Here is a 25,381-nt window from a genome sequence, read left to right on the forward strand (position 1 = left end):
GAAAGATTAGATTTTAGATTTTAGATTTTAGATTTTAGATTTTAGATTTTAGATTTTAGATTTTAACCATAACTTCCCTAACGCCCAGTAACTTCCTCAAATCTATTCTTATAATTACGTCTCTAAAGCGCAGCGACTCTTAACCTCTTTGTGAATAAATTTTAATTGCGCGGGGTAAACCCGCGCCTACGTGGTAGCAGCGAGTTTACCTCGCGACAATGGAATGGCATTCGCGGTGGCAAGCCACTCGCCTACAAGTAATACCCACCGCGCTTCTGTAGGTCGTCATTTATGGCGACAAGAATATTTCACCACCGAGGACTGGAGGCGCTGCGCGCTACACCGAGAAGACAAAAGTAAAATTAATCACTTAAAACCATTATGCACAAAGGAAAAAACGCCACGGGCTTCGAGCTGCGAATAGACCCAAACACCTAGCCACTACTTTTATAGTTACCTCTCTAAAGCGCAGCGCCTCATAGCCTCTTTGTGAATAAATTTTAATTGCGCGGGGTAAACCCGCGCCTACGTGGTAGCAGCGAGTTTACCCCGCGACAATCACTTCCCTAAAACCTAGCACCTGTTTCTTTACGCTAACCCGCCAAATAGGGTGAGCAAAGCAATTAGCACCAGATAAAATAAAACATTGCGTTTTACTAGCTTCATCATACAGGTTGCCTCATACGTGCAGCCAAAATGTTGTTGCTCAATTTGCTCTGCTGCAAGTGCGGTATTGGTTACCACTTTACGATTACTCACCGTAAAATCGAGTACATATTGCAACCAACACCCCGTGCCTTTATTAAAGTTACCTATTATCAAGTAACCAAAACTCGCAATTCGCGCTGGTAACCAATCAAGCCAAAATAATAAAGTATGAATTAATTTAAAACGGTTAGCGTACGCAACTTTATGATCATCGCGGACTAAATCTGCGTAAGTACGCACTAGCGCGTACAGCACCGCACCAGGTGCACCTAAAATAACAAACCAAAATATAACAGCACAATAAAAACGAAAATTAACCCACGCTAACGTTTGGCCAAATGTTTCACCACCTTTTTCGTCTTCGGTTTTCTTTTGTCCCATTTGCAATGCGTACAAGCTTGCTGCCTGTTGATCATCACGGGTTAATGCATTCAAATACGACTTATATAAAGCACGCTGTTTTGCACAACCAAAACACACTAGCAGTACTACAATATTTATAGCCAACTGCCATAGTACAAAATCAGACAAAGTGAAAATAACGGCAATAATCAATACTGGCAAAAACAACCAAATCATAAACCCAACTGGCGAATTAAATAAACCTTGCTCGCTAAGCTGTTTATTTGAACGTGTTAAATAACCTTGAGCGTAATAGCTTATTTGCCAATAGTCTGAGCGGGCACCTAAACGCTCTAAAATAAGAGCAATAATGATAGAAATTAAGATCATACTTTTTTCATTCCAAATTGGCGCTGGTTAAAGGTAGAGCAGCAAAATAATAGTTCCAATCAAAACTGTCCCCTGGGTCAGTTTTTCGCCCTGGTGCAATATGACAATGCCCTACAATACGCGAGCGCGTGATCGCGGGGTATTTATTTATCAAAGCCTTAGTTAAGGATTGTAATGCATTATATTGATTTTGGGTATACGCCGTTGTGTCTGTGCCTTCAAGCTCAATACCAATACTAAAGTCATTACACTGGCTACGCCCTAAGAACTCAGAGCGTCCTGCATGCCAAGCTCGTTTACTAAATGGCACATATTGAACAATTTCACCCGTGCGCTTAATAAAGCAATGCGCGGATACTCGCAGCCCTTGCAAATCAGTAAAACTTGGGTGCGCTTGGCAATCTATGCAACCCATAAATAAATCATCAACAAACGGTGTGGCAAACTGCCCCGCAGGCAAAGAAATATTATGAATGACTAATAAAGAGATGTCTTCATCATTCGGGCGTTCATCAAAATGTGTACATGGCCGTTGAACCGCGGTATCAACGATTCCAAAAGAATTTATTTTCATAATGAGTCTGTAAACAAATGCATAATCAGATGCTAATAGATTTCCAAGCAGAATAACAGTAAAGCAATTAATGCACTTTTATTGTTCTGCACCGGTAGCAGCGAGTTTATCTCGCGACTGTTCCTACATTTACATAGACAAACCAATTTCACCACCGAGAAGAGAAAGCCACGGGCTACGGGTAACGAGCTGCGGGCTTTAAGTTCACCTAGCAGCTAGTCACTTCCCTAAAACCTAGTTCCTATTTTCCTCTAAAGCGCAGCGCCTCTTATCCTCTTTGTGAATAAATTTTAATTGCGCGGGGTAAACCCGCGCCTACGCATTGGTAGCAGCGAGTTTACCTCGCGACAATGAAGTTATTTTCGCGGTGGCAAGCCACTCACCTACAAGTAAAATCTGCTGTGTTTCTGTAGGTCGTCATTTATGGCGACTAACCAATTTCACCACCGAGTTCAGGGGCTTCGCGCTACACAGAGAAGACAAAAGGTGAATCAATCACAGTTGCACAATAAGAAGAACAAACACCACCGGCTTAGTGCTGGGGCTTCGAAAACACCCCAACACCTAATCACTGCCTAAAACCAAGAACCTCTCGCCCTAGAACCTAATCAAACTTATACCTCCAGCCTTCTCTTTCACTTTCAAACCATGTAAAATTTTGCCAATTTCCTAATTATAATGAGCTTTATAATGTCTATCCCACACAGCCTTTTAAGCCAACTGGTAAAACTTGCCCTTGATGAAGACCTTAATTACCAAAGCGCTGAACAAGGCGACATCACAGCACAATTAATTCCAGCATCGCAACAAGCCAATGCTAAAGTGATCACCCGTGAAGACTGCATATTTTGTGGTAAAGACATTATTTTAGAAGTGTTCAAACAAGTTGACCCGAGCGTTACTGTTAACGTACTGGTTAATGATGGTGATCGAGTAAAAGCTAACGATACCCTATTTACAGCAACAGGTTCAGCACGCGCGATTTTAACTGCCGAGCGCACCGCACTTAATTTTGTGCAAACCTTATCGGGCACAGCCACCACCACAGCACATTATGTAAAAGAGCTCAGTGGCACTACAACCCAATTACTCGACACTCGTAAAACGATTCCAGGTTTACGCGCATTGCAAAAATACGCAGTAAAATGTGGTGGCGGCGAAAATCACCGGATTGGTTTATTTGATGCCTTTTTAATAAAAGAAAACCACATCGCAGCATGTGGCGGTATTGATAAAGCGGTAGCACAAGCAAAGCTTAATCACCCAAATAAAGCGGTAGAAGTCGAAGTTGAATCACTTAATGAGCTAGATCAAGCCATTACCGCAGGTGCTGATATTATAATGCTTGATAACTTTAGCGTTGAACAAATTCAACAAGCGGTAGTACTTACTGATAAACGCGCTAAGCTTGAAGTGTCTGGCAATATGACGATAGAAACGCTTAAAGCGTATTCACAAGCTGGAGTTGACTTTATTTCCAGCGGGGCGCTTACAAAAAATTTACAATCAATCGATTTATCTATGCGTTTTGAGTAATTATTCTTGCACCTTAGAATTTTATATTTACCTAATCCGTTGACAATTTAAACAAAAAAGCATTAAATACGCCGAAAGGCTTATTGTGTAACAAATTGTTAAATTTAGTACCTAATGGACTAATAAACAGTGTTAACATAAGCCTCTAGGATGAATTAAACACCTCTTTAACCAATCCTAAAGAACTATTTTTTAGTGTTACTTTACTAAGTATCGCTTTTTTAGCTAGCGCCTTTAGTAAAATTAACAGCAACAAACATAACTATCGAGTGCAGAAAACGCTTTAATTTCGATAAAATGCAGCTAAAGCCCCTTTCAATAAGTAGTTTTAGTGCTAAAGTAGTTCTAACAGAGTAATTTTAATTGATACTAAAACCTAGCTGCTGTTTTAGTTAGGCGCTAATCTAAGTATTAGCTTAGGTATTAGTAATTTAATGATTTTAAAAAAACCGTAAGATAAAGTGATTACAGTAGCAATCGTGACAACCCACATTACTAACATAATTTCTTTAACTTACAAAAAAACACTATCCTTTAGGAGAGGAACATGGAAAAAATGACACAACAAAGTCAAAAGGGTTTTACCCTAATTGAATTAATGATTGTTATCGCAATCATCGGTATTTTGGCAGCGATTGCATTACCGCAATACCAAACTTACACTAAAAAAGCACGTTTTTCTGAAGTTGTACTAGCGGTATCTTCAGCTAAAGGCCTTGTAGATGTATGTTTCCAAACACGCGGAGCAGGTGTTTTAACTAATTGTGATTCTGCTGCTGAAATTGGTTTAAATGAAGCTGGCGCAGCTGCAGGTACTCACGTTTCAAGCGTAGCAGTTGCAACTACAACAGCAAAAATCACTGGTACTGGCGCTACATCAGTAGACGGTGCAACATACATTCTAACACCAACAGTTGCTAGTGTTGCTGGAACGGGTGGTGGCGCAGCTACAACGTTAGGTACTTTAACTTGGGCTGAAGACACTACTAGCACATGTATTGCTGCAGGTCTTTGCTAATAGATTGTTGAAGTAATGAGAAAAACACTCGGTTTCTCATTAATCGAGCTAATGATTACCATCGCCATTATGGGGATTTTGGTGTCATTAGCTCTTCCTGCCTATAACAACCACTATAAGCGTGCAAAATTCACCGAAGTAGTACTTGCAACTAATGCGTTGCAGCGCGCTGTTGAAGTGTGTTTTTATACTAAAGAAACACTTAATAATTGTGATTCATTCAGCAAGATCGGAGCTAGTAAATCGGATTACCTCGGCCCAAAGCTTATTGCTAATATTGATATCTCTAACACTGCGGGTAGTTATAAAATAACCTCAACTGCAAGCAGTGAAGCGTCATTATCAAATGCTGGTGATACTTACATTATGGTTGCGAGTATAAATGCAAATCAACTCCAATGGGATTTATCTTCCGCAAGTACTTGCATTAGCGAAGGGACTTGTTAAACGTAATTACACCATTTATTTTTGTTACATTAACAATGCCATTCTTTGTAATTACCCCGCAAATAGTTTTGCACTCAGTTTCAAAATCTGTTGGTTCAAAAAACTCATTCATTTCTATTGGTGGAATAGATTGATTAATCAACTTGTCATACAGCAGGCGGTCATTAGTGCCGACATCAGGTTCGTTAAACAAATAAAAACCCTCGGATATATACCCTTCTCTCGCATCGCTTTTTGATATTGCAAAATAAGATGTTTGCCATTTAATAATATAAGCCAAACGTTGACTATTAATTTGCACAACCCCATAACTTAAAGAACTTAATTGCAAAAAAACAATTAGTGATAAATTAATGATATTTTCTTTTCTTGTTTTTACTGGCGATAACAGCCAAAAACACAGCATTGGCCCGAGAATTAAATCAATTGATAAAATAATTCCTGCAAGTCCAATTAAGTCAGTTAAATAGTGCCTGCCTGCATAAAACCATTGAGTATAAATATAAAAGCCAACAGCCGATAAAAAAACTAGCCCGAGTAAAAAATGTAAACCAGACCATTTTAATTTTTTAAGATAAATAGCATTCATTTTCACTATCCCAACATCCCCAAAAAAGAAGCAAATTGAATTTTACTTATTTAATCAGCTTAAGTTCATCGAATCAATTGTTTAAGCAGTTAAAGCTGGCTACTATAGAGTATAATAATTTTTTATTTCCTAAACGTAATTCGGAATAAAGCAATGGCTAAAGACACAGATAAAAAAGGACAGGACACCTTTGAATGGGTAGGTGTAAGCGCCCGTGGCAAACGTCTAGAAGGTGAAATGACAGGTGCAAGTATTGCTTTAGTCAAAGCCCAGTTACGTAAGCAAGGGATCACGCCGTCTAAAGTAAAGCGCAAAGCCAAACCTTTGTTTGGCGCGCGTATGCAAAAAATTACTGCCAAAGACATAGCTTTAGTTACCCGGCAAATCGCTACTATGCTGATGGCGGGGGTACCGCTGATCCAATCAATAGAAATGATTGGTACGGGTTCAACTAATAAAAGCGTTAGTAAGTTAATGGAAACCATTGGCGATGAAGTGAAAGCCGGTGGTACATTGTCAGAAGCATTACGAAAACATCCTCGCTATTTTGATGACTTATACTGTGACTTAGTTGCCTCTGGTGAGCAATCTGGTGCACTGGATAAAATATTTGACCGCGTTGCTCTTTATAAAGAAAAGTCTGAAGCGCTGAAATCAAAAATTAAAAAAGCCATGTTTTACCCTATTGCTGTATTAGTAGTGGCCTTGATCGTTACTTCTATCCTACTTATATTCGTGGTGCCGCAATTCCAAGATATTTTTGCCGGTTTTGGTGCTGAGCTGCCTGCTTTTACCTTAATGGTGATTGGTATTTCTGAGTTTATGCAGGAATATTGGTGGATGATGCTCATCGCACTTGTCGGCTTTGGCTACGCGTATAAAGAAGCACTGCTAAAAAGCAAGAAGCTGCGTGATGCAAATGATAGAGCTATTTTAAGGCTCCCCGTTATTGGCATGATTTTAAATAAAGCGGCAGTGGCGCGTTATGCACGTACCCTTTCGACCACCTTTGCGGCCGGTGTACCCTTGGTTGATGCGCTTGACTCTGCAGCCGGTGCTTCTGGTAACGCGGTTTATCGCTATGCTATTTTAGATATTAAAGCTGAAGTAAGCTCAGGTAATCAAATGAACTGGGCAATGCGCAACTCAAAAATATTCCCCGATATGGTGATTCAAATGGTAGCCATTGGTGAAGAGTCAGGATCTTTAGATGGCATGCTGGCAAAAGTCGCTAATATTTATGAACAAGAAGTTGATGATGCGGTAGATGGCTTATCCAGCCTTTTAGAGCCGCTTATTATGGCGGTACTCGGCGTGTTAGTGGGTGGTTTGATCATAGCGATGTACTTACCAATATTCCAACTTGGGTCGGTTATATAAAAGCTGTAAGCTGTAAGCTGTAAGCTGTAAGCTGTAAGCTGTAAGCTGTAAGCTGTAAGCTGTAAGCTGTAAGCAAGAATGTTCCTAATTTATATTAAGTAATGCAAGCCTTTTTATTTGAGTGATTAATTCAGAAAGAGGTTATAGGTGCTAGATGTCTTGCTTTTTGTGGGAACAGGCTTTAGCCGTGATTTTTAAGTTTGAGGTATATGTTAAGCCTCATCGGCGCTAAAGCGCTCTCCTACGATTGTAAAAGAATATAAAGTCGCGAGGAGAACTCCTGCTACCAATGCGTAGGCGCGGGTTTACCCCGCGCAATTAAAATTTATTCACAAAGAGGTTAAGAGGCGCTGCGCTTTAGAGAAGTAATAAAGGTTCTAGGGAAGTGATTAAGTCCTAGGTGTATTTATTCCACGGCTCGCAGCCCGTGGTTTTTTCTCATTTACTCTCATTCACTTCTCTTTGTGAAAATGGTTTTTAACTTAATTTTTTAGGTATGTAATGCACGAATTCTTTCTCGATATAATTACAGTAATGCAAAGCCAGTTATGGTTTTATTTACTCACTGTTGGCTTAGTGAGCTTATGTGTTGGCAGTTTTTTAAACGTTGTTATTTATCGTTTGCCACTGATGATGCAACGCGAGTGGCAAACTGAGTGCCGTGTTTTACTCGCAGACGAACTAAAAAGTAATAAATCAGCAAGTACGCCAAAGCCGTTTAATTTAGTGACGCCTAACTCGACCTGTCCAAAATGCAAAACAGCCATTAAAGCATGGCAAAATATCCCAGTGTTCAGTTGGTTATTACTAAAAGGCCGCTGCGCCAGCTGTAGTAACCCAATATCAGTGCGCTACCCTATTATTGAAATGCTCACGGCAGTGTTAAGCCTAATAGTGGCTTATACCTTTGGCGCGACTGAACAAGCGCTGCTGTATATTTTGATTACTTGGGTATTAGTGGCACTGACATTTATAGATATTGATCACATGTTGCTGCCCGATCAACTCACATTACCATTAGTTTGGGTGGCACTGATTGCCGCAGTAATGGGTATTACTATTTCTCCAACTGATGCAATTATTGGTGCGGCATGTGGTTACCTCAGCTTGTGGAGTGTTTTTTGGCTATTTAAGCTAATAACCGGTAAAGAAGGCATGGGTTATGGCGATTTTAAATTGCTTGCTGTTTTCGGCGCACTACTTGGCTGGCAATCACTACTCACCATTATTTTACTATCGAGTGTGGTGGGCGCGATTATTGGTATCGCACTATTAAGTATTCAAGGCAAAGATAAAGCCACGCCTATTCCGTTTGGGCCTTATTTAGCCATAGCTGGTTGGGTAACCTTGTTATGGGGCTCACAAATCCAAGCGTTTTACTTTAATTGGTTAGGCTATTAATATGACTTCCCCATCACGTAAATCAATTGATAACTGGGTGCTCGGTTTAACAGGTGGTATTGGCTGCGGTAAAAGTGCGGTAAGTGCAATGTTTGAAGAGCTTGGTATTGCGGTCGTGGATGCTGATATTATTGCCCGCCAAGTTGTTGCTCCTGATAGTGCCGGATTAACTGCTATTCACGAACATTTTGGTGATGCAGTATTAAACGCCGACGGTAGTTTAAATCGGGCTCAATTGCGTAAAATAATTTTTGCTGATAACGCACAAAAAACTTGGCTTAATAGCCTACTGCACCCACTTATTCGTGAAAAAACGCTTAATGATTTAAGCACCGCTAACAGCCCTTATGTTGTACTTGTTGCCCCGCTATTGTTTGAAAATGGCCTTGAACAATTCTGTGATCGCACGTTGGTAATAGATGTACCTGTAGAAATACAAATTTCACGCACTATCGCCCGCGATAACATTGACCGACAACAAGCTCTGAGTATTATCGCCGCACAAATGTCTCGCGAAGATAAATTAACACGCGCAGATGATGTGGTTGATAATAATCAATCCTTGGCTCAAGTAGCCATTATGATACAACAATTGCATAAACAGTATTTAGCACTAGCCGAGAATAAGTAAACAGTCGCGAGCTAAACTCACTGGCCAGATATAGCCGCGGTTTTACCCCGCGCCATTAAACTAAATACCTAGATAAATAAAAACTTTTCAGCTTTTTGTTGTCAAATTACCTTAAATCGACAAGACTAATGTTATACCATTCTTTTTTCTGATAAATTGCTGGCTATGAAAGGATCTAACCAAGGTGCGCAATGAATATTAATTCACCATTACTTAGAAAGTTTATTACGCTTGGTCGTATTGACGCAGAAACAGTCAAACTAAAACAACGTGAGTATGCCTCAACAGCAGAGCTAATAGCAAAGTGCAGCGGTATTGATGGCCATGAACTTGCCGAGCAATGCATTGATTTATTCCGAGTACCTTATTTTGATTTACGTGATTTTGATGTAGAGCTGATCCCTAAAGAGTTAATTAAAGAAAAGCTGATCAAAGAACACCATATTCTGCCTTTGGTAAAAAAAGGCCGTAAGCTCTATATTGCAGCCTCTGATCCGACAGATTATGGTGCCTTTGAGAATTTTGAATTCAGTACTGGGCTCTCTTGTGAAGTTGTCGTGGTCGATTATCGTCAACTCGAAGCAAAAATAGAGCTGTTGCTTGATGCCTCAGGCAGCTTGCACTTAAGCGATGAAGAATTTAAAGAGTTTAGTGATCTCGATACTGAAAGCTCACACGAGCCGCAAAACAGCAATGACGATGAAAAAGACGATGCACCTATTATTGTCTACATTAATAAAATTTTAATGGATGCGATAAAAAAAGGCGCCTCCGATCTACACTTTGAACCCTATGAACACAAATACCGTGTACGTTTTCGTATCGATGGTATTTTACATGAGATGGCCAGCCCCCCTAACAGCCTTGCTACCCGCTTGTCAGCACGTATAAAAGTTATGGCGCGTTTAGACATTGCCGAAAAACGTAAGCCGCAAGATGGGCGTATTAAATTAAAAATTACCGAACGCAAAAGCATTGATTTTCGGGTAAGCACCCTGCCTACTTTATGGGGCGAGAAAATCGTAATGCGTATTCTTGACTCATCCAGTGCAATGCTAGGCATTGACGTACTTGGCTATGAACCTGAGCAGAAAAAGCTCTATATGGATGCGCTACAACAACCGCAAGGCATGATTTTAGTTACCGGGCCGACAGGCTCTGGTAAAACGGTATCACTTTATACGGGTTTAAATATTCTTAACCAACCAGAGCGTAATATTAGTACTGCGGAAGATCCGGTTGAAATAAACCTTGAAGGGATCAACCAAGTACAAATTAACCCACGCGCCGAGATGACCTTTGCAAACGCGCTAAAAGCCTTCTTACGTCAAGATCCTGATGTGGTAATGGTCGGTGAGATCCGTGATCTTGAAACCGCGGAAATCTCAATAAAAGCTGCGCAAACGGGTCACTTGGTAATGTCTACCTTGCATACCAACTCTGCACCAGAAACCCTAACGCGTTTACTTAACATGGGGGTGCCTGCGTATAACGTGGCCAGTTCGATTAGTTTGATCATCGCGCAGCGTTTAGCACGACGTTTATGCCCTAAATGTAAAACACCTGAAACACTGCCAAGTGAAGAGCTACTGCGCCAAGGCTTCACGCCTGAGCAAATAAGCGAACTGACTTTATTTGCTCCTAAGGGTTGCGATAGCTGTACTGAAGGCTATAAAGGCCGTGTTGGTATTTATGAGGTAATGCAAATTACTCCAGAAATAGCGCAGATCATTATGCGTGGTGGCAACTCGTTAGAAATTGCAGAGGTATCGTTAAAGTCAGGTTTTAATAATTTACGTTTATCGGGGCTTCGTAAAGCCGCAGATGGCTTAACTTCACTGGCCGAAATAAACCGCGTTACTAGTTTTTAAGAACGTAGATCCCTAAGATTTAGGCTATAGGGATCGCAAACAAATATATGAGAAAATGTTATGCCAACAGTTGTAAACTGCCCAACATGTAAAGCTCAGGTTGAGTGGTCAGAAAAAAGCCCACATCGCCCTTTTTGTTCAAAGCGCTGCCAATTAATTGATTTAGGCGAATGGTCGTTTGAAAACAACAAAATTTCCGCACCAATTACCTCCGCGGAAGATTTAAGCCAAGATATGATTGAAGATATTGAAGCCATGCTTGCCAAGAATGACGACGATTTTTTCAAGTAAGCAATTGAAAAATAGGAACTGGTTTTAGGTGTATTTATAGCCCGCAGCTCGTTACCCGTATCCTGCAGCTTTTTTCGTTTACCCTCATTTACTTCTCTTTGTGAAATAAGTTTTTGTAATTCGGGCTTTCGCCCGAAAAAAGAGTAAAACAGTCGCGAGGTAAACTCGCTGCTACATAACGTAGGCGCGGGTTTACCCCGCGCAATTAAACTAACGTTCTTTAAGTAATTTGTTCACAAAGAGGTTAACAGACGCTGCGCTTTAGAGGTAAATAGGAGCTAGGTTCTGGGGAAGTGACTAGCTGCTAAGGGTGTATTCGAAGCTCGTTACCCGTAGCCCGTGGCTTTCTCTTCTCTGTGTAGCGCATAGCGCCTCCTGCCCTCGGTGGTAAAATACTCTTGTCGCCATAAATGACGACCTACAGGGGTTATATTACTTGTAGGCGAGTGGCCTGCCACCGCGATAATCATTTCAGTGTCGTGCGGTAAACTCGCTGCTACCCGCGCAAATGGCATTTACCCAAGCTGCCAAACTAAAAACACCAACGCAAAGCCAACTAAATAAATTAATCCTAGCCAACTCAAGCTGCGTATAATTTTAGAATGTTGAATACTTGGCTCTGAACGCACTAAGCTAAAATTCAACCATGCAAAAATAGGTGTCGTTATAAACGCTAAAGTCATAGCAAAAGTGAGCATTGGGCCCAGTGCTGATTTAAAAAATAAGATCACCGCCATTCCAGCAAGTGCTTGTAAAATAAGCCACGTATTTAAACTGTGTTTACTTTGCTTAAACCCAAGCAATTTATGGGATTCATTCAATGTACGAGCATAACCATCAAGTACAGTAAGCGTGGTGCCAAACATACATAAAAATGCGATTACTGACACTAACGGCCGCGCCCACTCACCTATAGTCAAGGCATACATATCTATCAGTTGCTTAGCAAATGCAACGCCGCCAAGCTCTATTTGCGTACTTTGACCATATTGCACTAAAACACCGAGCGCAAAAAATACTAAGGCAAGCCCTGCCGTGAGCCAATAACCTAAATTAAAATCAAACAGCCCTTGGGCTTTAGTCACCGTTTGCTGACTTTGTTTTTCTTTTAGCCATAACGAACTAAGCGCTGATATTTCAATCGGTGCTGGCATCCAGCCCATTAACGCCACCATAAAGCCAAGCATGGCAAGTTCATAAGGTGATGGGCCAACGTAATCAACAGGCGCCATAGGGCCGTTACTAAATGCAATAGCAAGGGCAATCACCGTAGCGAGCGTTAATAGCCCCATAATCGCTTTGGCGACGTTATCCAGCGCTTTAAAATGCCCAAGTAATAAAATAACTAAGCAGAGCGCTAAAATTAGCCAACATAATAAAGTAACCGAAATACTAACTGGTAACGCGTAGTGCAGTAAGCTGGCTGTTAATAATAGAACACCTGCAGTATTAACCACCGCAGCGATAATATTCAAACCAATAAAGCTATAAAAAAACCACGGGCCTTTACTTTGATACCCCTCTACCAAACTTTTTTTAGTCGCTAATGTGTATTCAATACCAAAACGAAAAAAAGGGTATTTAAGTACATTAACCACCACGATGAGCCAAAATAGTTGCCAACCAAAAATGGCGCCAGCTTGGGTTGATACCACTAAATGTGAACCACCTATTGCCGCCGTGGCCATTAAAATACCGGGACCTAATGCGTTTAATCGGGTTTGCCAAGTTGATACTACTGATTGCATGTGTGTGCTTACTACATTGTTTTTATTAATAAGCAAGTTACAGCGTTTTAGTGTGGATTGAAAGTGAGAAAATTAGTGGAAGAAGAAGCGGTTTGCTAGATCCTAGTTACCTAGAACCTAGCGCCTTTTATTTTTTAACGTAAATCCATTTCTTGAATAATTTCATGAGCAATTTCAGGTGTCGTGCTCACTGGTTTTTGGTGTAAATTGGCTTTAATTTGGCCTTTACGATGCTTTAATGCCGCATCGAGTTTTTTAGCCGCGTTTGCAATCGCTGGGTAAAGAACTTCGTTCTCGCCTTTAACTGATAAACGCGCGCCTTCATAAATAGTACTAATTTCTGCTTGGAGCTTGTGATGCTCTTTTGAAAGAATAATATCGAGTGCGATCAGAGATGGAAAATGGCTCGCAATTTTTGAAAATTTTTCGTTGATGTGCTCTCTAATAGAGTCAGTAACGTCAACATGGTGACCAGAAAGATTAATTTTCATAGGGTATCCTTTTTTATGTTACCTCATAACTAGTATTGGGGGCTATTTAGATTAACACAAGGCAGAAAAGCATAAATATGACATTTATTTGTTATTTAAAGGTAATTAGATCATTCTTTATGTATTAAATATGCAAAAGCCCGCGCATGGCGGGCTTTCAGCGTGTTACTTAATTTGTATATTAAGTATACGAACAGCAATAATCGGCAAAGTCTGCAACTTTAACTTGGAAAGTTACGTTAGCATCAACGTTAAACGACTCACCTGCTGACATTGTTTGCCACTCGCTCTCGCCAGGTAACAATACTTGCCACTGGCCGCCGTTAAGCTCCATTAATTCTTTTTTACTGGTTGCGAATTCAAATTCACCCGGCTGCATAAAGCCTAATGTTTTCGTGCTGCCATCTGCAAAAATCACAGTACGGCTTGAAACTTTACCATCAAAATACACGTTCGCTGTTTTAACAACACTTACATTATCAAATTGAGACATCCTCACTCCTGTTATGTATTAATTATAAATGTCTCAGCTTGCCTGAACTTTGATTAAGCAGCAAATGAAGTTTATTCATTACTATAAGTAAGCATTAGGCTATTTTTTATCATGTTTAATAAACTGCGCAAGTAAATATACAAACACAGTTCCTGGTAAGCCGATAATAAACAAAATGATGGTCAATATTTTAGGGCTAGTATCACTTAAGTAAAACTTACCGAACAAGATATTGCTAAATACCCAAATTGCGAGAATCAAGTAAGAAGTAATTTCTGGCTGCTCACCTGCGATCTCGCAACTGCCAAATGAAACTCCTGTCAAAATCAAATCGAAAGATATACATTGCTCTGTACTAAATGCATAAAATACCAACGCTGCCATAGCGAATAAAGTGATTGCTGTAATAGTATATTTCATAATTATTTCCTTTTTGAGTTAAATGCTAGAAGCTCTAAATTGCTTCTGGCTTTAAAGTTAACTCAATCAGAACGTAACACCATAACCTTGCCCTTACTTAACCAACACTAAGTTATAACTTTAGTTATAACAACAAAAAAACACAGTCAAAACCAAGATAAAACATTAATAATCAGTCGGTTACATTTTCAACATTAGCTATTAACTGATACCCTCTTTTCATTTGAGATTTGATATATTGTGGCTTTTTTGTGTCTATATCTGAAAAGGCGTTGCGAAGCTTACTAATAATCCGACGAACAGCAGTGTCTGTCACTATTTGGTTTTGCCATACATTACTGTGTAGCTCTTCTAAACTTATAACTCTTGGCTGATGTTCAATAAGATAACTTAAAACTTCCATCATTTTAGGTTCAAGGTATGTCAGCTTCTCCCCTTTTGAAAGGCTATTGTCTAGGCAATTAAACCGATACTCACCAATGAGCAATTGATTATGCTTAGCCGGTATAACTTCAGATGAGGGGTTGGAAGTTTGCACAACATCAGGTAATACATGAGAAGGTCGCTCAACTTCATTTTGATTAAGCAACCTTTGATATTGCTTATTTAGTCGCTTTAAAAGGTAAGTAAATGTCAAAACAATAGGGCTTAATGGTAATGAAAGAATAAAAAAAATAGATATTAAATAAGCGTTTGCTCTATTTTTTATCAGTAATTGGCCAAAAAAAACATTTGCTAATACCCACAAAGTAAACACTATATCTATACGAATACTCTCGATATCGGCTCCACAGACACCTACTTGTGCCCCAGATTGGATAATTTCAAGGTCAAAACATATTCCATAGCTATTAAAACTCACTAATAATAAGAGTGATAGGATCAGCAACCTATTCATTTTCATTCCTTCGGTAGTATGTAAACCCGAAAATGATACATCAAAGTTATTCTCCTGTTAATAAATCAATACACCTTTGCATTTAGATTTGATCAAAACATCCAACACGAAGTGAAATGGGTTTTTATACTAAGAATCATACCTCGGTGGTAAAACATTAAACGTAGGACCGACTTTAGTCGGGAGTCTCATAATGAAACATTCATGGCTGAAGCCATTTTTTTACAAGGTTTGCCGGCAACAAAAAAGCCCGCGCTGTGTAACCACAGTGCGGGCTTTTAAATTTTAAGCGTTAAAGTTAAAACAATTCGTTTGCTTTGTTTACGATATTCTCTACCGTGAAGCCAAAGTGCTCAAACAGCTCATTAGCTGGCGCTGATTCACCAAAGGTGGTCATGCCCACAACTGCGCCGTTTAGGCCAACGTATTTGTACCAGTAATCAGCAATACCTGCCTCTACTGCTACGCGGCGTGAAACTGCAGCTGGTAGTACGCTTTCTTTGTAGGCAGCGTCTTGTGCATCAAATACATCAGTTGATGGCATAGATACAACACGTACTTTTTTACCTTGCTTACGAAGTTCAGCCGCTGAATCTTGGGCTAATTGCACCTCAGAACCTGTCGCGATAAAGATAAGCTCTGGCTCACCATCACAGCTAAGTACATAACCGCCTTTTTTCACATTGCTTAATTGCTGCGCTGAGCGAGTTTGTTGCTCAAGGCCTTGGCGAGTGAAGATAAGTGACGTTGGGCCATCTTTGCGTTCAATTGCTTGTTGCCATGCAATAGCAGATTCAACTTGGTCGCACGGGCGCCAGTTAACTAAGTTAGGCGTTAAACGCATGCTAGCAATTTGCTCTACTGGTTGGTGCGTTGGACCATCTTCACCTAAACCAATTGAATCGTGCGTATAAACAAAAATGCTTGGCACTTTCATCAACGCCGCCATACGTACTGCATTACGTGCGTATTCCATAAACATTAGGAACGTAGCACCGTAAGGTATAAAGCCTTTATGCAGTGCAATACCGTTCATGATGGCTGACATACCAAACTCACGTACACCGTAGTAGATGTAGTTACCGCTGGCATCGTTTGCTTCAAGACCTTTAGAGCCTTTCCAAATTGTTAAGTTAGAACCTGCTAAATCCGCAGAGCCGCCCATAAATTCAGGTAATAAAGGACCAAATGCATTTAATGCATCTTGTGATGCTTTACGTGAAGCTGGGTTTGCAGGGTTTGCATCAAGCTGTTCAATATACGCTTGTGATTTTTCTGCCCAATCAGCAGGTAATTCACCGCTGGTACGGCGTTTAAACTCGGCTGCTAATTCAGGATGTGCAGCTGCGTATGCGGCAAACTTTTCATCCCAGTTAGCTTCTAGTTGCTTACCTTTTTCTTTGCCATCCCACTGACTGTAGATATCAGCTGGGATGTCAAATGCTTCACCAGTCCAACCAAGGAACTCGCGCGCAGCTTTGATTTCGTCTTCACCTAGTGGTGCGCCGTGGCAATCATGGCTACCTGATTTGTTAGGAGAGCCATAACCAATCACTGTTTTACAACAAATTAGAGTTGGTTTATCAGTGATGCTACGTGCTTCTTCGATTGCTGCACGAATTGCATCTGAATCATGGCCATCAACGCCGCTTACCACATGCCAGCCGTAGGCTTTAAAGCGCGCTGGGGTATCGTCGCTAAACCAGCCTTCAACTTCACCATCAATTGAAATGCCGTTGTCATCCCAAAATGCCACTAATTTACCAAGGCCTAATGTGCCTGCAAGTGAACACGCTTCGTGAGAAATACCTTCCATAAGGCAACCATCACCTAAGAAAGCATACGTAAAGTGATCAACGATATCGTGACCTTCACGGTTAAACTGTGCTGCCAATGCTTTTTCAGCAATCGCCATACCTACCGCATTTGTGATCCCTTGACCAAGTGGACCCGTAGTGGTCTCAATACCTGGTGCATAACCATACTCTGGGTGACCTGGAGTTTTTGAATGCATTTGGCGGAAGTTTTTAATTTCCTCAATTGGCAAATCATAACCACTTAAGTGCAATAGAGAATAAATCAGCATTGAACCGTGGCCGTTTGAGAGTATAAATCGATCTCTGTCTACCCACTCTGGATTGGTTGGATTGTGGTTTAGATAGTCGCGCCATAATACTTCTGCGATATCCGCCATGCCCATAGGGGCTCCAGGGTGGCCTGATTTGGCCTGTTGTACTGCGTCCATTGATAAGACGCGAATAGCATTTGCAAGTTCTTTGCGAGACGGCATGAATTCTCCTACCTTTAACTGTATTTGCGCTGGTTGTTGTGTGTTTTTCAAGAACACCCATTCTTACTTATTGTAGGGGCTGTGTGCAATTAAAAACCCTGATTAAATTAGCTATTATGAAAATTTTTTAAGAACAAAAAGTTATTAGTAATTTTATTTAGACGTCTAGGCGTAAAAACACTATGCAACTATCGTTGTTTTCGATAAAATACGCCCCTTAATTTTTTAGCGCTCTTACCGACGTTTGTGAAGCGCAATATTTGTGAGCAGAAAGACAATGGCAAAACATTTATTTACTTCTGAATCAGTTTCTGAAGGTCATCCGGATAAAATCGCGGATCAAATCTCTGACGCGGTACTTGATGCCATCTTAGAGCAAGATTCTCATGCACGTGTTGCGTGTGAAACTTACGTGAAGACCGGTATGGTTATGGTTGGTGGTGAAATCACTACTAGCGCCTGGGTTGATATTGAAGAAATCACCCGTAAAACGGTACGTGAAATTGGTTACACACATTCAGACATGGGTTTTGATGCTGATTCGTGTGCAATCTTAAATACAATCGGTAAGCAGTCTCCAGACATCAACCAAGGTGTTGACCGTACTAGCCCTGAAGAACAAGGCGCTGGTGACCAAGGTTTAATGTTTGGTTATGCGTGTAACGAAACTGAAGTATTAATGCCTGCACCTATCACTTACTCTCACCGTTTAGTACAACGCCAAGCGCAAGTACGTAAAAGCGGCGAGCTTGAGTGGTTACGCCCAGATGCAAAATCACAGGTTACTTTTGCATATGAAAACGGCAAACCAGTCGGCATTGATGCAGTTGTTCTTTCTACTCAACACTGTGATTCAATCTCACAAAATGATCTAGTAGAAGCAGTGATGGAAACCATCATCAAGCCTGTATTACCTGCAGAGCTAATTTCTAAAGCAACTAAGTTCTTTATTAACCCAACGGGTCGTTTTGTTATCGGTGGCCCTATGGGTGACTGTGGTCTTACTGGTCGTAAAATCATCGTTGATACCTACGGCGGTATGGCTCGTCACGGTGGCGGTGCTTTCTCTGGTAAAGATCCATCAAAAGTTGACCGCTCAGCTGCATACGCTGCGCGTTACGTTGCGAAAAACGTGGTTGCTGCTGGTCTTGCTGATAAATGTGAGCTACAAGTATCTTACGCAATTGGTGTTGCGGAGCCTACGTCAATCAGTGTTGAAACGTTTGGTACAAGTAAATTAGAAGAAGGTCGTTTAATCGAACTTATTCGTGAACACTTTGACTTACGCCCTTACGGCCTAATTCAAATGCTTGATCTTGAGCGCCCAATTTATCAACCAACCGCTGCTTACGGGCACTTTGGTCGTGATGAATTCCCATGGGAACGCACAGACAAAGCAGACGCACTTCGCGCAGCAGCTGGTCTTTAATTCCAGCCTTTGTGTGAATGTAAAAAAAGCGCCAATCGGCGCTTTTTTTTATACCTGCTGATTATACTGTTATAAACTTTAGGTTATTTGTCGCGAGGTAAACTCGCTGCTAGATAACGTAGGCGCGGGTTTATCCCCACATACCGTAGGCGCGAGTTTATCCCCGCAATTAAATTAATGTGCTTTAAGTAATTTATTCACAAAGAGATTATGAGGCGCTGTGATTTAGAGTAAAATAGGGGCTAGGTTTTAGGGAAGTGACTAGCTGCTAAGGGTGTATTCGAAGCTCGTTACCCTTAGCCCGTGGCTTTCTCTTTTCAATGCTGCGCCTCGGTGGTGAAATAGACTTGTCGCCATAAATGGCGACCTACAGAAGCACAGCTGATATTACTTGTATGCGAGTTGCTTGCCACCGCGAAGGTAAAAGTTATTGTCGCGAGGTAAACTCGCTGCTACACGCGTAGCCGTGGGTTTATCCCCACATAACGTAGGCGCGAGTTTATCCCCGCAATTAAACCTAGATGCTAGCGTGTATTCTGAACCCGTCGCCCGAAGCCCGTAGCGCTTTACCTAACGCCTAACTTATCAATGTAAGTATTTTTTCATACCCAGCTACACCCCACACTATCATCAATATCAACAGCGCTAAACTAACCGCTGCTGAAGCAATATCTTTCGCACGTCCTGAAAGCACATGGTATTCAACGCCAACGCGATCTGTTAATGCTTCAATAGCTGAGTTGAGGAGTTCAACCACTAATAAAAATAAAAAGCTAACAACCAGCATTACCCAATGTTGCAGTGATTGCGCAAGCCAAAATGATAATGGGAGTAACACTAGCCCTAAAGCGAGCTCTGTGCGAAAAGCTGATTCTTCCTGAAAAGCCGCTTTAAACCCCTTAATTGAGCATTGAGTGGCTTTAAAAAGACGACCTAAGCCTATGCCATTTGGTTTATTAACTAGGTTAATGTTTGGTTTGTTCATGTTTAGTATCTTAACAGCTCATCAGAAATTATTTGTGCCTTGAGTTAGCAAATGCCACGCTTGCGCCATGTATTGATTATACGCATGCTCTGTTGCAGCATCGATCACTTTAAACGATTGTGTTTGCGTTGGCATTAGCTGTATTTTATCGAGCGAGTTTACAGCATAGTACTCATATAATGCATTTAAATCACCACGCCATAATTGCTTATTATTACGTACAGTTTGAAAACCAAAAACAGTCCGTTCAGCGGGCGCTGTTAATAGTGACTGTCCGACACTATAAAATTCCGTACTAGCTGGTGCTATTAAATTCAACAAGGTTGGCGCGATATCCATATGACTAGCTATTTGTTGAGAGTTCACCATATTTGAGTTCACTCCGTTGCCATAAATAATTAAAGGCACATGAGTCAATTCGTATAAATTAGGCCGAGGATGTAAATAGCGCCGGCTGTAATGGTCACCCGTAATAATAAATAACGCATCGGGGTAGCGTTGTTGCATATTACGTACAAATGCGCCTAACATTTTATCGCTATACCATAAGTGCCCAAGCACATAAGGATCAAGTACTTGTGTTTCTAATTCTTGAATTTCTGCAGGGTAATCAGCGGCAGTTTTAAACGGGTAATCATACTGATTTAGATCTAAGTTAAAAGGTCCATGATAACTGCCGCTCATGATCACATTAAAGCTTTTTGGCTGTGTTTTCGCAGCAACCAAATCAAATAACTGAGCATCATCAATCCCCCAAACCCCGGCACTCCCCTTACCGCCAGCATCTGTAGCAGAGTACACCTTATCGGCACCTTGAGAGAGGACATATTGGCCAACATTCTGCCATGACAATAAACCGCCATAAAAAATTGACTGGTATAACCTAACTGTTCCAACTGATTGAATAATGACAATTTACTAGCTGGTTGCTGTGGCCCTATAAGGCTCATATTGACCCCTGCATAAGGGATCCCAGATAAAATACTCGATAACGAGTTCATAGTGCTACTGGCTGCTGGTAACACGTTATCTAAATAAATCCCCTTGCTAGCGAGGCTTTTTAGCTCGTTGGTTAAGTTAAGTGAAGCATATTTTTGTTGTAACGGCCATGAATCGTAACTTTCCATCACAATAAAAAATATTTGTGACGGGGCTGCCAACAGCGGCTCACTGCTGTGTTGCTTTAACTCTACTAACCCGTCTGGAGCAATTGTGGTATTACTTTTTAAGTATGGATTTTCACCGTCTAAACCATGACTTTGTAGTTCATTATAATCCTTAATAGCATACACAAAACTGCGAAATGGATTTATAACTAAACTATTTACAAACGGATCAAGGGTAACGGCAGACCACTTTCGCGAAGCTGGGCGTGACTCGAACGAACCGCGAATAGCACAGACAAATAACACTATGATCAAAACAATTAAAAATGTTCGTTTCCACTTACAATCAGTAAAAATACGCTCTAAAAAACCATAAGGTTGCCGATCAATTAACTGGCATAACTTAAATGCAACCACTAACAATACTAATAAACTCAGGACACTGCCCCATGGCTGATATTGCTTTATTGCAGTTAAAGCAATTGCTTGCTGATCGTCATGTAGCCCTTCAAACATAAAGTAATTGAATTGACTGCCGTATTCAGCAATATATGTGATGCTGGTTATACAAAGTAAAATAGCAACCACAAAGAAAAGCTTGGCGGTCAATACACGCACCGCTCTGACCCAATGCCACAGTCGCAGTGGTTGTAAAATACAATTGAGTAGAAAAGGAATACTAAAGCAGACGCCACTGGCGGCGGAGTCAAATGCAAACCCCGTTTTTAAGGTATTTAAAATTGTATCAACATCTAATGGGGCAGTGATCCGGTTATGAAAATAAACCAAAAAGAACACCCGAAAGCTCATAAATAGCAAAACACCCATAAACCAAAGTGTCGCTATGCGCCAGCTTTCGTTAACAAATGCAAACCATCTGCTTGATTTAAATACCGATGATACCAACACCTTTGCTGTCCTTAAAATAGAATATTCCCAAAAAGGGAATGTTACCTATTTTAGTTACGCAAACAATGCTGACTTTGTAATATTTTGTAAAAAAGTTCAAATAAAACACTTAAATTACATGACGTTAACAAATCAACCCGATTCCTATTTTTACGTGTTGTTGGGTTATTTCTATTACTGCTGATGAGTACAGTCGCCAAGCTGTGTTATTTGCTCATTTGGTTGGAAAGTTTTATCAAGTAAACGTTGCTTTAACGCAAGTAAAGTGTGTAATGCACTTTTGAGCCCAATTTTATTACTGAGCCAATGAGGAAGCGCCCCGCCTGGGTCCGCGTATACAACATGACGAATAGTCAATTGCGTCAGCCCTTGATTACGAACTTCAGTTAATAACCAACTTGCCTTAAGGTCAGTGATGCGGATCACTTCCTCGCGCTTATCAAGGAAATCTGGAAAAGCAGCAATCGTTAACTCAGTTTGTGTGTCACTAACACGTCGGTAGCATGAGTAGCTCACCATATCGCGATCTGTAACCGGCCATGGTGAATCAAATTGGGTATAAACGATGTTTTCTGAGGGACTTAAACGCTTTAATACTTGTACATTAGCTACATTTTCAATCCATAAGGGAGCACTTTCGGTATCGCTTAGCAACACCATAAAATCACTCGCTGTGACCCCTTCGATAGTAATCTCAGCCTGCACTTCAAAAATACCATTTGCATGTTTTTTATAGTGCACGCTCGCCCCATCATACTGCTTCCAAAGCTGCCACTGGGCAGGCTGTGCCGCAAGCTGGACGCTAAAAAGCAGCGCTAATAATAGCATTTGCTGTCGCATACATACTCCCTTATGCGCTGAACAATCCTTATTGCCAATAAGGCGGTATTTTATATGACGCTAAACGACTTTGCTCCATTGCATTAACCAAGAACTCTGATTTTTTTTCTAGCCAGCTTTGGATTTTTGCAAGCTCTTCATCATCCTGCCCAGCGCATAGCTGTTTTAGGTACTCTAGTGTACTCAGCTCATACATACCGTGTGAAATATCTAACCACGGGATGCGAAACTCACTACGTTCATCTTTTTCAAATAACGCCCCTAAACAGTTACCACTGAGTAAGCTATTTTCAAGACGGGTACGTAAATCCAAATAATCTTTTGATGTTAATGTTTTTTGCTCTGGCAGCAATTGGTGAAGGTCTTGCCAGTCTTTTTCAAAGAGACGATTGGCGATCTCTGCAACCGGTTGCTCGGCAGCTTGAAATTGCACTTGCCCCCAACTTTTACGCCATTGCTTGTCCACCAGCCAAGTAGTTAAAGACAGTAGTAAACGGTTATAACGAGCACTATGGAACAAACTATTAATATCATCAATGCTCGGTTGTAGTTCTTTTAAGTCATTGATAACTTGAGTTAACTCTGGCGCACTATTTATTTTCTTATAGTAAGCATGGCGCTTAGAAGTGTAAGTTTTAAGTTGAATCGCATTTTCAACCCAGGCTAACTCACTGAGTAACCACTTAAGCTCTGTACGTAATGCCTCCGTGGTGCTTTTATCAACAATGTCATCAAACAACCAAAATGTATGGCGAATCAAACTAATGCCATCAGTTACACGTTTGAGGGTTTTTAAACTAGGTTTGTCAAAGTAGCATTGCTCGTGCTTTTGTACAAAACGAATACCAAAGTCAATGGCAGCTATGAGCGCTTGCTCCTGCGTCGCATTTTTAGGCAATGAAACAAAGCCTATTGATTTACTTGGCTTGAGCGGTTTATTGTCTGCTAAGCGATAGCCACGAGCCGCCTTAGAGTATAGACCTAATCGAATATTACTTTGGCTAACCAGTTTATCCGCTAAAGAAAACAATTCATCGCGGCTGCCTTCTATAAGTTCTATTTCTAGTTCACAGATAGGTTCCATCAAACCTGATGCTGAGACTTCACCTTTATCTTGTACAACTTCAATTTTGGCACCATTTTCTGTTTCAATCAGCCAAGTACGACGGATAAAGTTTGTACTAAAAATAGGATAAAGATTCGCAGCAATCGCGCTCACTTGCATACCATGAGGCCAGATACTAGCATCAAATGCGGTTATATTTGGTCGGCTACTCTCAAGCGGTAAATTATATTCAGGTCGTTGATGTAACCCCCCTACAACGTCTCCTGCAAGCTTAATTGTCTGCTCGCATTGGTTATCCGCACAACGGGTTCGAAAACCAATATCAAGCGCTCTTAATTCACGACTTGGCGTGTCAAAGTACGCATTTTGCAAACTACGAGAAGGCTTGTTGGTAACGGTTTTTGCAAATTGAGTTATTAATGCGGGGATCAGTGGAATTACGGCGTCTGACACCAAAAACTTCAGTTCTATCTCAGTATCCATTAGGCTTGAGGATTACCTTTAAAATAAATGAGAGCTCAAAATAAACAAAGCTGCCCGACATTGCAAATTTTTTAGCTGATTTGAATCTATAAACAGTAGCAGTGATTACAATATCAACCTTGCTATTGGCGCGTTAAATCCATACTATCTCAAGACTTAACTATGAATAATACGATTGCTGTCCCACAGACGGTTACATTAACAGGGTAGATTGATGTTAAAACATTCTTTATTAACTTTGCTATTTGCAGCGGCCACATTTTTAAGCCACGCTGAAGAAACTAATTCAGCTAGCGATGCAAACACCGCATATATAGTCGATAACCTATATACATTTATGCATTCAGGTGCGAGTAAAAATTACCGTATTATTGGCTCTGTTGATGCTGGCACTAAGTTGACGCAATTATCAGCTGAAGAAAATGGCTTTATCAAAGTGCTTGATGACAAAGAACGTGAAGGTTGGGTTGAGGCTAAATTTGTAACTAAATCTGCAGGTATTCATCAACAGTATCGTACTCTAAGTGCTGAGATGACATCTATGCAAGAGCAACTGCGCCAAGCACAAATTGAATTACCGCAACTACAAGAGCAAAACCAGACATTAACTGATCAAAATACCGCGTTGTCGGAACAAATTACTAAATTAAAAAATACCTTAGACGCAGAGCGTACACAAAAACAACAAGCAGGCGCTAAAGAAAAACGTCAACTATTAACTTATGGTGGCGCGATTGCATTTATTGGTTTGTTCTTAGGTATTATTTTGACCATCGTATTATCACGTCGTAAACGCTACGACGGCTGGGCGTAATAAATAATCACGATATGTGATACACAAAAAGCACCTTTTGGTGCTTTTTTTGTGCGCGGGGTAAATCACGCCCCTGTAGGTCGTCATTTATGGCGACAATAGCTATTTTACCACTGAAGGCGCGCTGCACAGAGGAACTCAACTAAAAGCATCACTATCTCTTATTTCTTCTCGGTCTTCTCGGTGGTGAATTAATCATGCGCGGGGTAAACCCGCGCCTACGCATTGGTA

Annotated in this window: 25 protein-coding genes; 10 read left to right on the plus strand and 15 right to left on the minus strand. The window is 40.8% G+C overall.

The window, feature by feature from the left end; translation table 11 throughout:
* Nucleotides 1-588: 588 nt before the first annotated feature.
* Entirely contained in the window at nucleotides 589-1,440 is an 852-nt protein-coding gene (gene ampE, locus CWB85_RS00720; RefSeq protein WP_016708269.1) for a beta-lactamase regulator AmpE, read from the minus strand.
* Nucleotides 1,441-1,447: 7 nt separating this feature from the next.
* Nucleotides 1,448-2,014, minus strand: coding sequence for a 1,6-anhydro-N-acetylmuramyl-L-alanine amidase AmpD (gene ampD, locus CWB85_RS00725; RefSeq protein WP_138553799.1), 567 nt, complete (start codon nucleotides 2,012-2,014; stop codon nucleotides 1,448-1,450).
* A gap of 690 nt (nucleotides 2,015-2,704) precedes the next feature.
* Between ampD and nadC the strand changes: the two genes are divergently transcribed.
* From nadC to CWB85_RS00740, 3 genes are all read left to right on the plus strand, one after another.
* Nucleotides 2,705-3,550 (plus strand): carboxylating nicotinate-nucleotide diphosphorylase, encoded by an 846-nt coding sequence (gene nadC / locus CWB85_RS00730; RefSeq protein ID WP_138553800.1) that lies wholly within the window; start codon nucleotides 2,705-2,707, stop codon nucleotides 3,548-3,550.
* Nucleotides 3,551-4,097: 547 nt separating this feature from the next.
* Nucleotides 4,098-4,568, plus strand: coding sequence for a pilin (locus tag CWB85_RS00735; protein WP_138553801.1), 471 nt, complete (start codon nucleotides 4,098-4,100; stop codon nucleotides 4,566-4,568).
* A gap of 15 nt (nucleotides 4,569-4,583) precedes the next feature.
* On the plus strand, nucleotides 4,584-5,015 hold the full coding sequence (locus CWB85_RS00740) for a pilin (RefSeq protein ID WP_138553802.1): 432 nt from the start codon (nucleotides 4,584-4,586) through the stop codon (nucleotides 5,013-5,015).
* Here CWB85_RS00740 and CWB85_RS00745 read toward each other — a convergent pair.
* The gene (locus CWB85_RS00745) at nucleotides 4,996-5,604 is read right to left on the minus strand and encodes a fimbrial assembly protein (RefSeq protein WP_138553803.1); all 609 of its coding nucleotides are present in this window, start codon (nucleotides 5,602-5,604) and stop codon (nucleotides 4,996-4,998) included. The two genes, CWB85_RS00740 and CWB85_RS00745, sit on opposite strands and share 20 nt — an antisense overlap.
* Before the next feature lie 153 nt (nucleotides 5,605-5,757).
* On the opposite strand from CWB85_RS00745, the gene CWB85_RS00750 reads away from it, so the two are divergent.
* From CWB85_RS00750 to yacG, 5 genes are all read left to right on the plus strand, one after another.
* Nucleotides 5,758-6,984 carry a type II secretion system F family protein gene (locus tag CWB85_RS00750; RefSeq protein WP_138553804.1) on the plus strand — a complete coding sequence of 409 codons (1,227 nt, stop codon included), beginning with the start codon at nucleotides 5,758-5,760 and terminating at the stop codon, nucleotides 6,982-6,984.
* A 501-nt stretch (nucleotides 6,985-7,485) separates the two neighbouring features.
* Nucleotides 7,486-8,385, plus strand: a complete 900-nt coding sequence (locus tag CWB85_RS00755) for a prepilin peptidase (protein WP_138553805.1) — start codon at nucleotides 7,486-7,488, stop codon at nucleotides 8,383-8,385.
* A gap of 1 nt (nucleotide 8,386) precedes the next feature.
* Nucleotides 8,387-9,016, plus strand: coding sequence for a dephospho-CoA kinase (gene coaE, locus CWB85_RS00760; RefSeq protein ID WP_138553806.1), 630 nt, complete (start codon nucleotides 8,387-8,389; stop codon nucleotides 9,014-9,016).
* Nucleotides 9,017-9,207: 191 nt separating this feature from the next.
* Nucleotides 9,208-10,887 (plus strand): type IV-A pilus assembly ATPase PilB, encoded by a 1,680-nt coding sequence (gene pilB / locus CWB85_RS00765; RefSeq protein WP_016708279.1) that lies wholly within the window; start codon nucleotides 9,208-9,210, stop codon nucleotides 10,885-10,887.
* Between the two features lie 60 nt (nucleotides 10,888-10,947).
* Nucleotides 10,948-11,178, plus strand: a complete 231-nt coding sequence (yacG, locus tag CWB85_RS00770; RefSeq protein ID WP_016708280.1) for a DNA gyrase inhibitor YacG — start codon at nucleotides 10,948-10,950, stop codon at nucleotides 11,176-11,178.
* Nucleotides 11,179-11,504: 326 nt separating this feature from the next.
* Here the strand turns inward: yacG and CWB85_RS00775 are convergent, their stop codons facing one another.
* From CWB85_RS00775 to tkt, 7 genes are all read right to left on the minus strand, one after another.
* Nucleotides 11,505-11,693, minus strand: coding sequence for a hypothetical protein (locus CWB85_RS00775; protein WP_138553807.1), 189 nt, complete (start codon nucleotides 11,691-11,693; stop codon nucleotides 11,505-11,507).
* Nucleotides 11,694-12,926 carry an NRAMP family divalent metal transporter gene (locus CWB85_RS00780; protein WP_138553808.1) on the minus strand — a complete coding sequence of 411 codons (1,233 nt, stop codon included), beginning with the start codon at nucleotides 12,924-12,926 and terminating at the stop codon, nucleotides 11,694-11,696.
* 134 nt (nucleotides 12,927-13,060) lie between these two features.
* Entirely contained in the window at nucleotides 13,061-13,417 is a 357-nt protein-coding gene (gene hpf / locus CWB85_RS00785; protein WP_016708282.1) for a ribosome hibernation-promoting factor, HPF/YfiA family, read from the minus strand.
* Between the two features lie 181 nt (nucleotides 13,418-13,598).
* Nucleotides 13,599-13,910, minus strand: coding sequence for a pyrimidine/purine nucleoside phosphorylase (ppnP, locus tag CWB85_RS00790; protein ID WP_016708283.1), 312 nt, complete (start codon nucleotides 13,908-13,910; stop codon nucleotides 13,599-13,601).
* A gap of 99 nt (nucleotides 13,911-14,009) precedes the next feature.
* Entirely contained in the window at nucleotides 14,010-14,330 is a 321-nt protein-coding gene (locus CWB85_RS00795) for a hypothetical protein (RefSeq protein WP_138553809.1), read from the minus strand.
* 172 nt (nucleotides 14,331-14,502) lie between these two features.
* A complete protein-coding gene (locus CWB85_RS00800) occupies nucleotides 14,503-15,228 on the minus strand; it encodes a winged helix-turn-helix domain-containing protein (RefSeq protein WP_171038966.1) in 726 nt (241 codons plus the stop codon).
* A gap of 298 nt (nucleotides 15,229-15,526) precedes the next feature.
* Entirely contained in the window at nucleotides 15,527-17,518 is a 1,992-nt protein-coding gene (gene tkt, locus CWB85_RS00805) for a transketolase (RefSeq protein ID WP_138553811.1), read from the minus strand.
* A 277-nt stretch (nucleotides 17,519-17,795) separates the two neighbouring features.
* Between tkt and metK the strand changes: the two genes are divergently transcribed.
* Complete coding sequence (gene metK, locus CWB85_RS00810) at nucleotides 17,796-18,947, plus strand: methionine adenosyltransferase (RefSeq protein ID WP_138553812.1); 1,152 nt, start codon at nucleotides 17,796-17,798, stop codon at nucleotides 18,945-18,947.
* Between the two features lie 577 nt (nucleotides 18,948-19,524).
* Here metK and CWB85_RS00815 read toward each other — a convergent pair.
* The 5 genes from CWB85_RS00815 to CWB85_RS00830 all read right to left on the minus strand — a co-directional run bounded on the left by CWB85_RS00815 (nucleotide 19,525) and on the right by CWB85_RS00830 (nucleotide 24,336).
* The gene (locus CWB85_RS00815) at nucleotides 19,525-19,932 is read right to left on the minus strand and encodes a diacylglycerol kinase (protein ID WP_016708288.1); all 408 of its coding nucleotides are present in this window, start codon (nucleotides 19,930-19,932) and stop codon (nucleotides 19,525-19,527) included.
* 21 nt (nucleotides 19,933-19,953) lie between these two features.
* Nucleotides 19,954-20,733, minus strand: a complete 780-nt coding sequence (locus CWB85_RS22735; protein WP_283235122.1) for an LTA synthase family protein — start codon at nucleotides 20,731-20,733, stop codon at nucleotides 19,954-19,956.
* Complete coding sequence (locus CWB85_RS22945) at nucleotides 20,619-21,947, minus strand: sulfatase-like hydrolase/transferase (RefSeq protein WP_283235123.1); 1,329 nt, start codon at nucleotides 21,945-21,947, stop codon at nucleotides 20,619-20,621. The genes CWB85_RS22735 and CWB85_RS22945 overlap by 115 nt, the downstream gene beginning before the upstream one ends.
* A gap of 174 nt (nucleotides 21,948-22,121) precedes the next feature.
* Nucleotides 22,122-22,787 (minus strand): START domain-containing protein, encoded by a 666-nt coding sequence (locus CWB85_RS00825; RefSeq protein ID WP_138553813.1) that lies wholly within the window; start codon nucleotides 22,785-22,787, stop codon nucleotides 22,122-22,124.
* 28 nt (nucleotides 22,788-22,815) lie between these two features.
* Nucleotides 22,816-24,336 carry a CYTH and CHAD domain-containing protein gene (locus tag CWB85_RS00830; protein WP_138553814.1) on the minus strand — a complete coding sequence of 507 codons (1,521 nt, stop codon included), beginning with the start codon at nucleotides 24,334-24,336 and terminating at the stop codon, nucleotides 22,816-22,818.
* A 214-nt stretch (nucleotides 24,337-24,550) separates the two neighbouring features.
* Between CWB85_RS00830 and CWB85_RS00835 the strand changes: the two genes are divergently transcribed.
* Nucleotides 24,551-25,150, plus strand: a complete 600-nt coding sequence (locus CWB85_RS00835) for a TIGR04211 family SH3 domain-containing protein (RefSeq protein ID WP_016708292.1) — start codon at nucleotides 24,551-24,553, stop codon at nucleotides 25,148-25,150.
* Nucleotides 25,151-25,381: the final 231 nt, after the last annotated feature.

Source organism: Pseudoalteromonas sp. S1727 (genome assembly GCF_005886375.1).
Classification (GTDB): domain Bacteria; phylum Pseudomonadota; class Gammaproteobacteria; order Enterobacterales; family Alteromonadaceae; genus Pseudoalteromonas; species Pseudoalteromonas haloplanktis.

Excerpts from the sequence above, each read along its gene's own strand:
- ampE (WP_016708269.1), bottom strand. The coding sequence starts at position 1,440 with ATGATCTTAATTTCTATCATTATTGCTCTTATTTTAGAGCGTTTAGGT.
- ampD (WP_138553799.1), bottom strand. The coding sequence starts at position 2,014 with ATGAAAATAAATTCTTTTGGAATCGTTGATACCGCGGTTCAACGGCCA.
- nadC (WP_138553800.1), top strand. The coding sequence starts at position 2,705 with ATGTCTATCCCACACAGCCTTTTAAGCCAACTGGTAAAACTTGCCCTT.
- CWB85_RS00735 (WP_138553801.1), top strand. The coding sequence starts at position 4,098 with ATGGAAAAAATGACACAACAAAGTCAAAAGGGTTTTACCCTAATTGAA.
- CWB85_RS00740 (WP_138553802.1), top strand. The coding sequence starts at position 4,584 with ATGAGAAAAACACTCGGTTTCTCATTAATCGAGCTAATGATTACCATC.
- CWB85_RS00745 (WP_138553803.1), bottom strand. The coding sequence starts at position 5,604 with ATGAATGCTATTTATCTTAAAAAATTAAAATGGTCTGGTTTACATTTT.
- CWB85_RS00750 (WP_138553804.1), top strand. The coding sequence starts at position 5,758 with ATGGCTAAAGACACAGATAAAAAAGGACAGGACACCTTTGAATGGGTA.
- CWB85_RS00755 (WP_138553805.1), top strand. The coding sequence starts at position 7,486 with ATGCACGAATTCTTTCTCGATATAATTACAGTAATGCAAAGCCAGTTA.
- coaE (WP_138553806.1), top strand. The coding sequence starts at position 8,387 with ATGACTTCCCCATCACGTAAATCAATTGATAACTGGGTGCTCGGTTTA.
- pilB (WP_016708279.1), top strand. The coding sequence starts at position 9,208 with ATGAATATTAATTCACCATTACTTAGAAAGTTTATTACGCTTGGTCGT.
- yacG (WP_016708280.1), top strand. The coding sequence starts at position 10,948 with ATGCCAACAGTTGTAAACTGCCCAACATGTAAAGCTCAGGTTGAGTGG.
- CWB85_RS00775 (WP_138553807.1), bottom strand. The coding sequence starts at position 11,693 with ATGCCATTTGCGCGGGTAGCAGCGAGTTTACCGCACGACACTGAAATG.
- CWB85_RS00780 (WP_138553808.1), bottom strand. The coding sequence starts at position 12,926 with ATGCAATCAGTAGTATCAACTTGGCAAACCCGATTAAACGCATTAGGT.
- hpf (WP_016708282.1), bottom strand. The coding sequence starts at position 13,417 with ATGAAAATTAATCTTTCTGGTCACCATGTTGACGTTACTGACTCTATT.
- ppnP (WP_016708283.1), bottom strand. The coding sequence starts at position 13,910 with ATGTCTCAATTTGATAATGTAAGTGTTGTTAAAACAGCGAACGTGTAT.
- CWB85_RS00795 (WP_138553809.1), bottom strand. The coding sequence starts at position 14,330 with ATGAAATATACTATTACAGCAATCACTTTATTCGCTATGGCAGCGTTG.
- CWB85_RS00800 (WP_171038966.1), bottom strand. The coding sequence starts at position 15,228 with ATGAATAGGTTGCTGATCCTATCACTCTTATTATTAGTGAGTTTTAAT.
- tkt (WP_138553811.1), bottom strand. The coding sequence starts at position 17,518 with ATGCCGTCTCGCAAAGAACTTGCAAATGCTATTCGCGTCTTATCAATG.
- metK (WP_138553812.1), top strand. The coding sequence starts at position 17,796 with ATGGCAAAACATTTATTTACTTCTGAATCAGTTTCTGAAGGTCATCCG.
- CWB85_RS00815 (WP_016708288.1), bottom strand. The coding sequence starts at position 19,932 with ATGAACAAACCAAACATTAACCTAGTTAATAAACCAAATGGCATAGGC.
- CWB85_RS00825 (WP_138553813.1), bottom strand. The coding sequence starts at position 22,787 with ATGCGACAGCAAATGCTATTATTAGCGCTGCTTTTTAGCGTCCAGCTT.
- CWB85_RS00830 (WP_138553814.1), bottom strand. The coding sequence starts at position 24,336 with ATGGATACTGAGATAGAACTGAAGTTTTTGGTGTCAGACGCCGTAATT.
- CWB85_RS00835 (WP_016708292.1), top strand. The coding sequence starts at position 24,551 with ATGTTAAAACATTCTTTATTAACTTTGCTATTTGCAGCGGCCACATTT.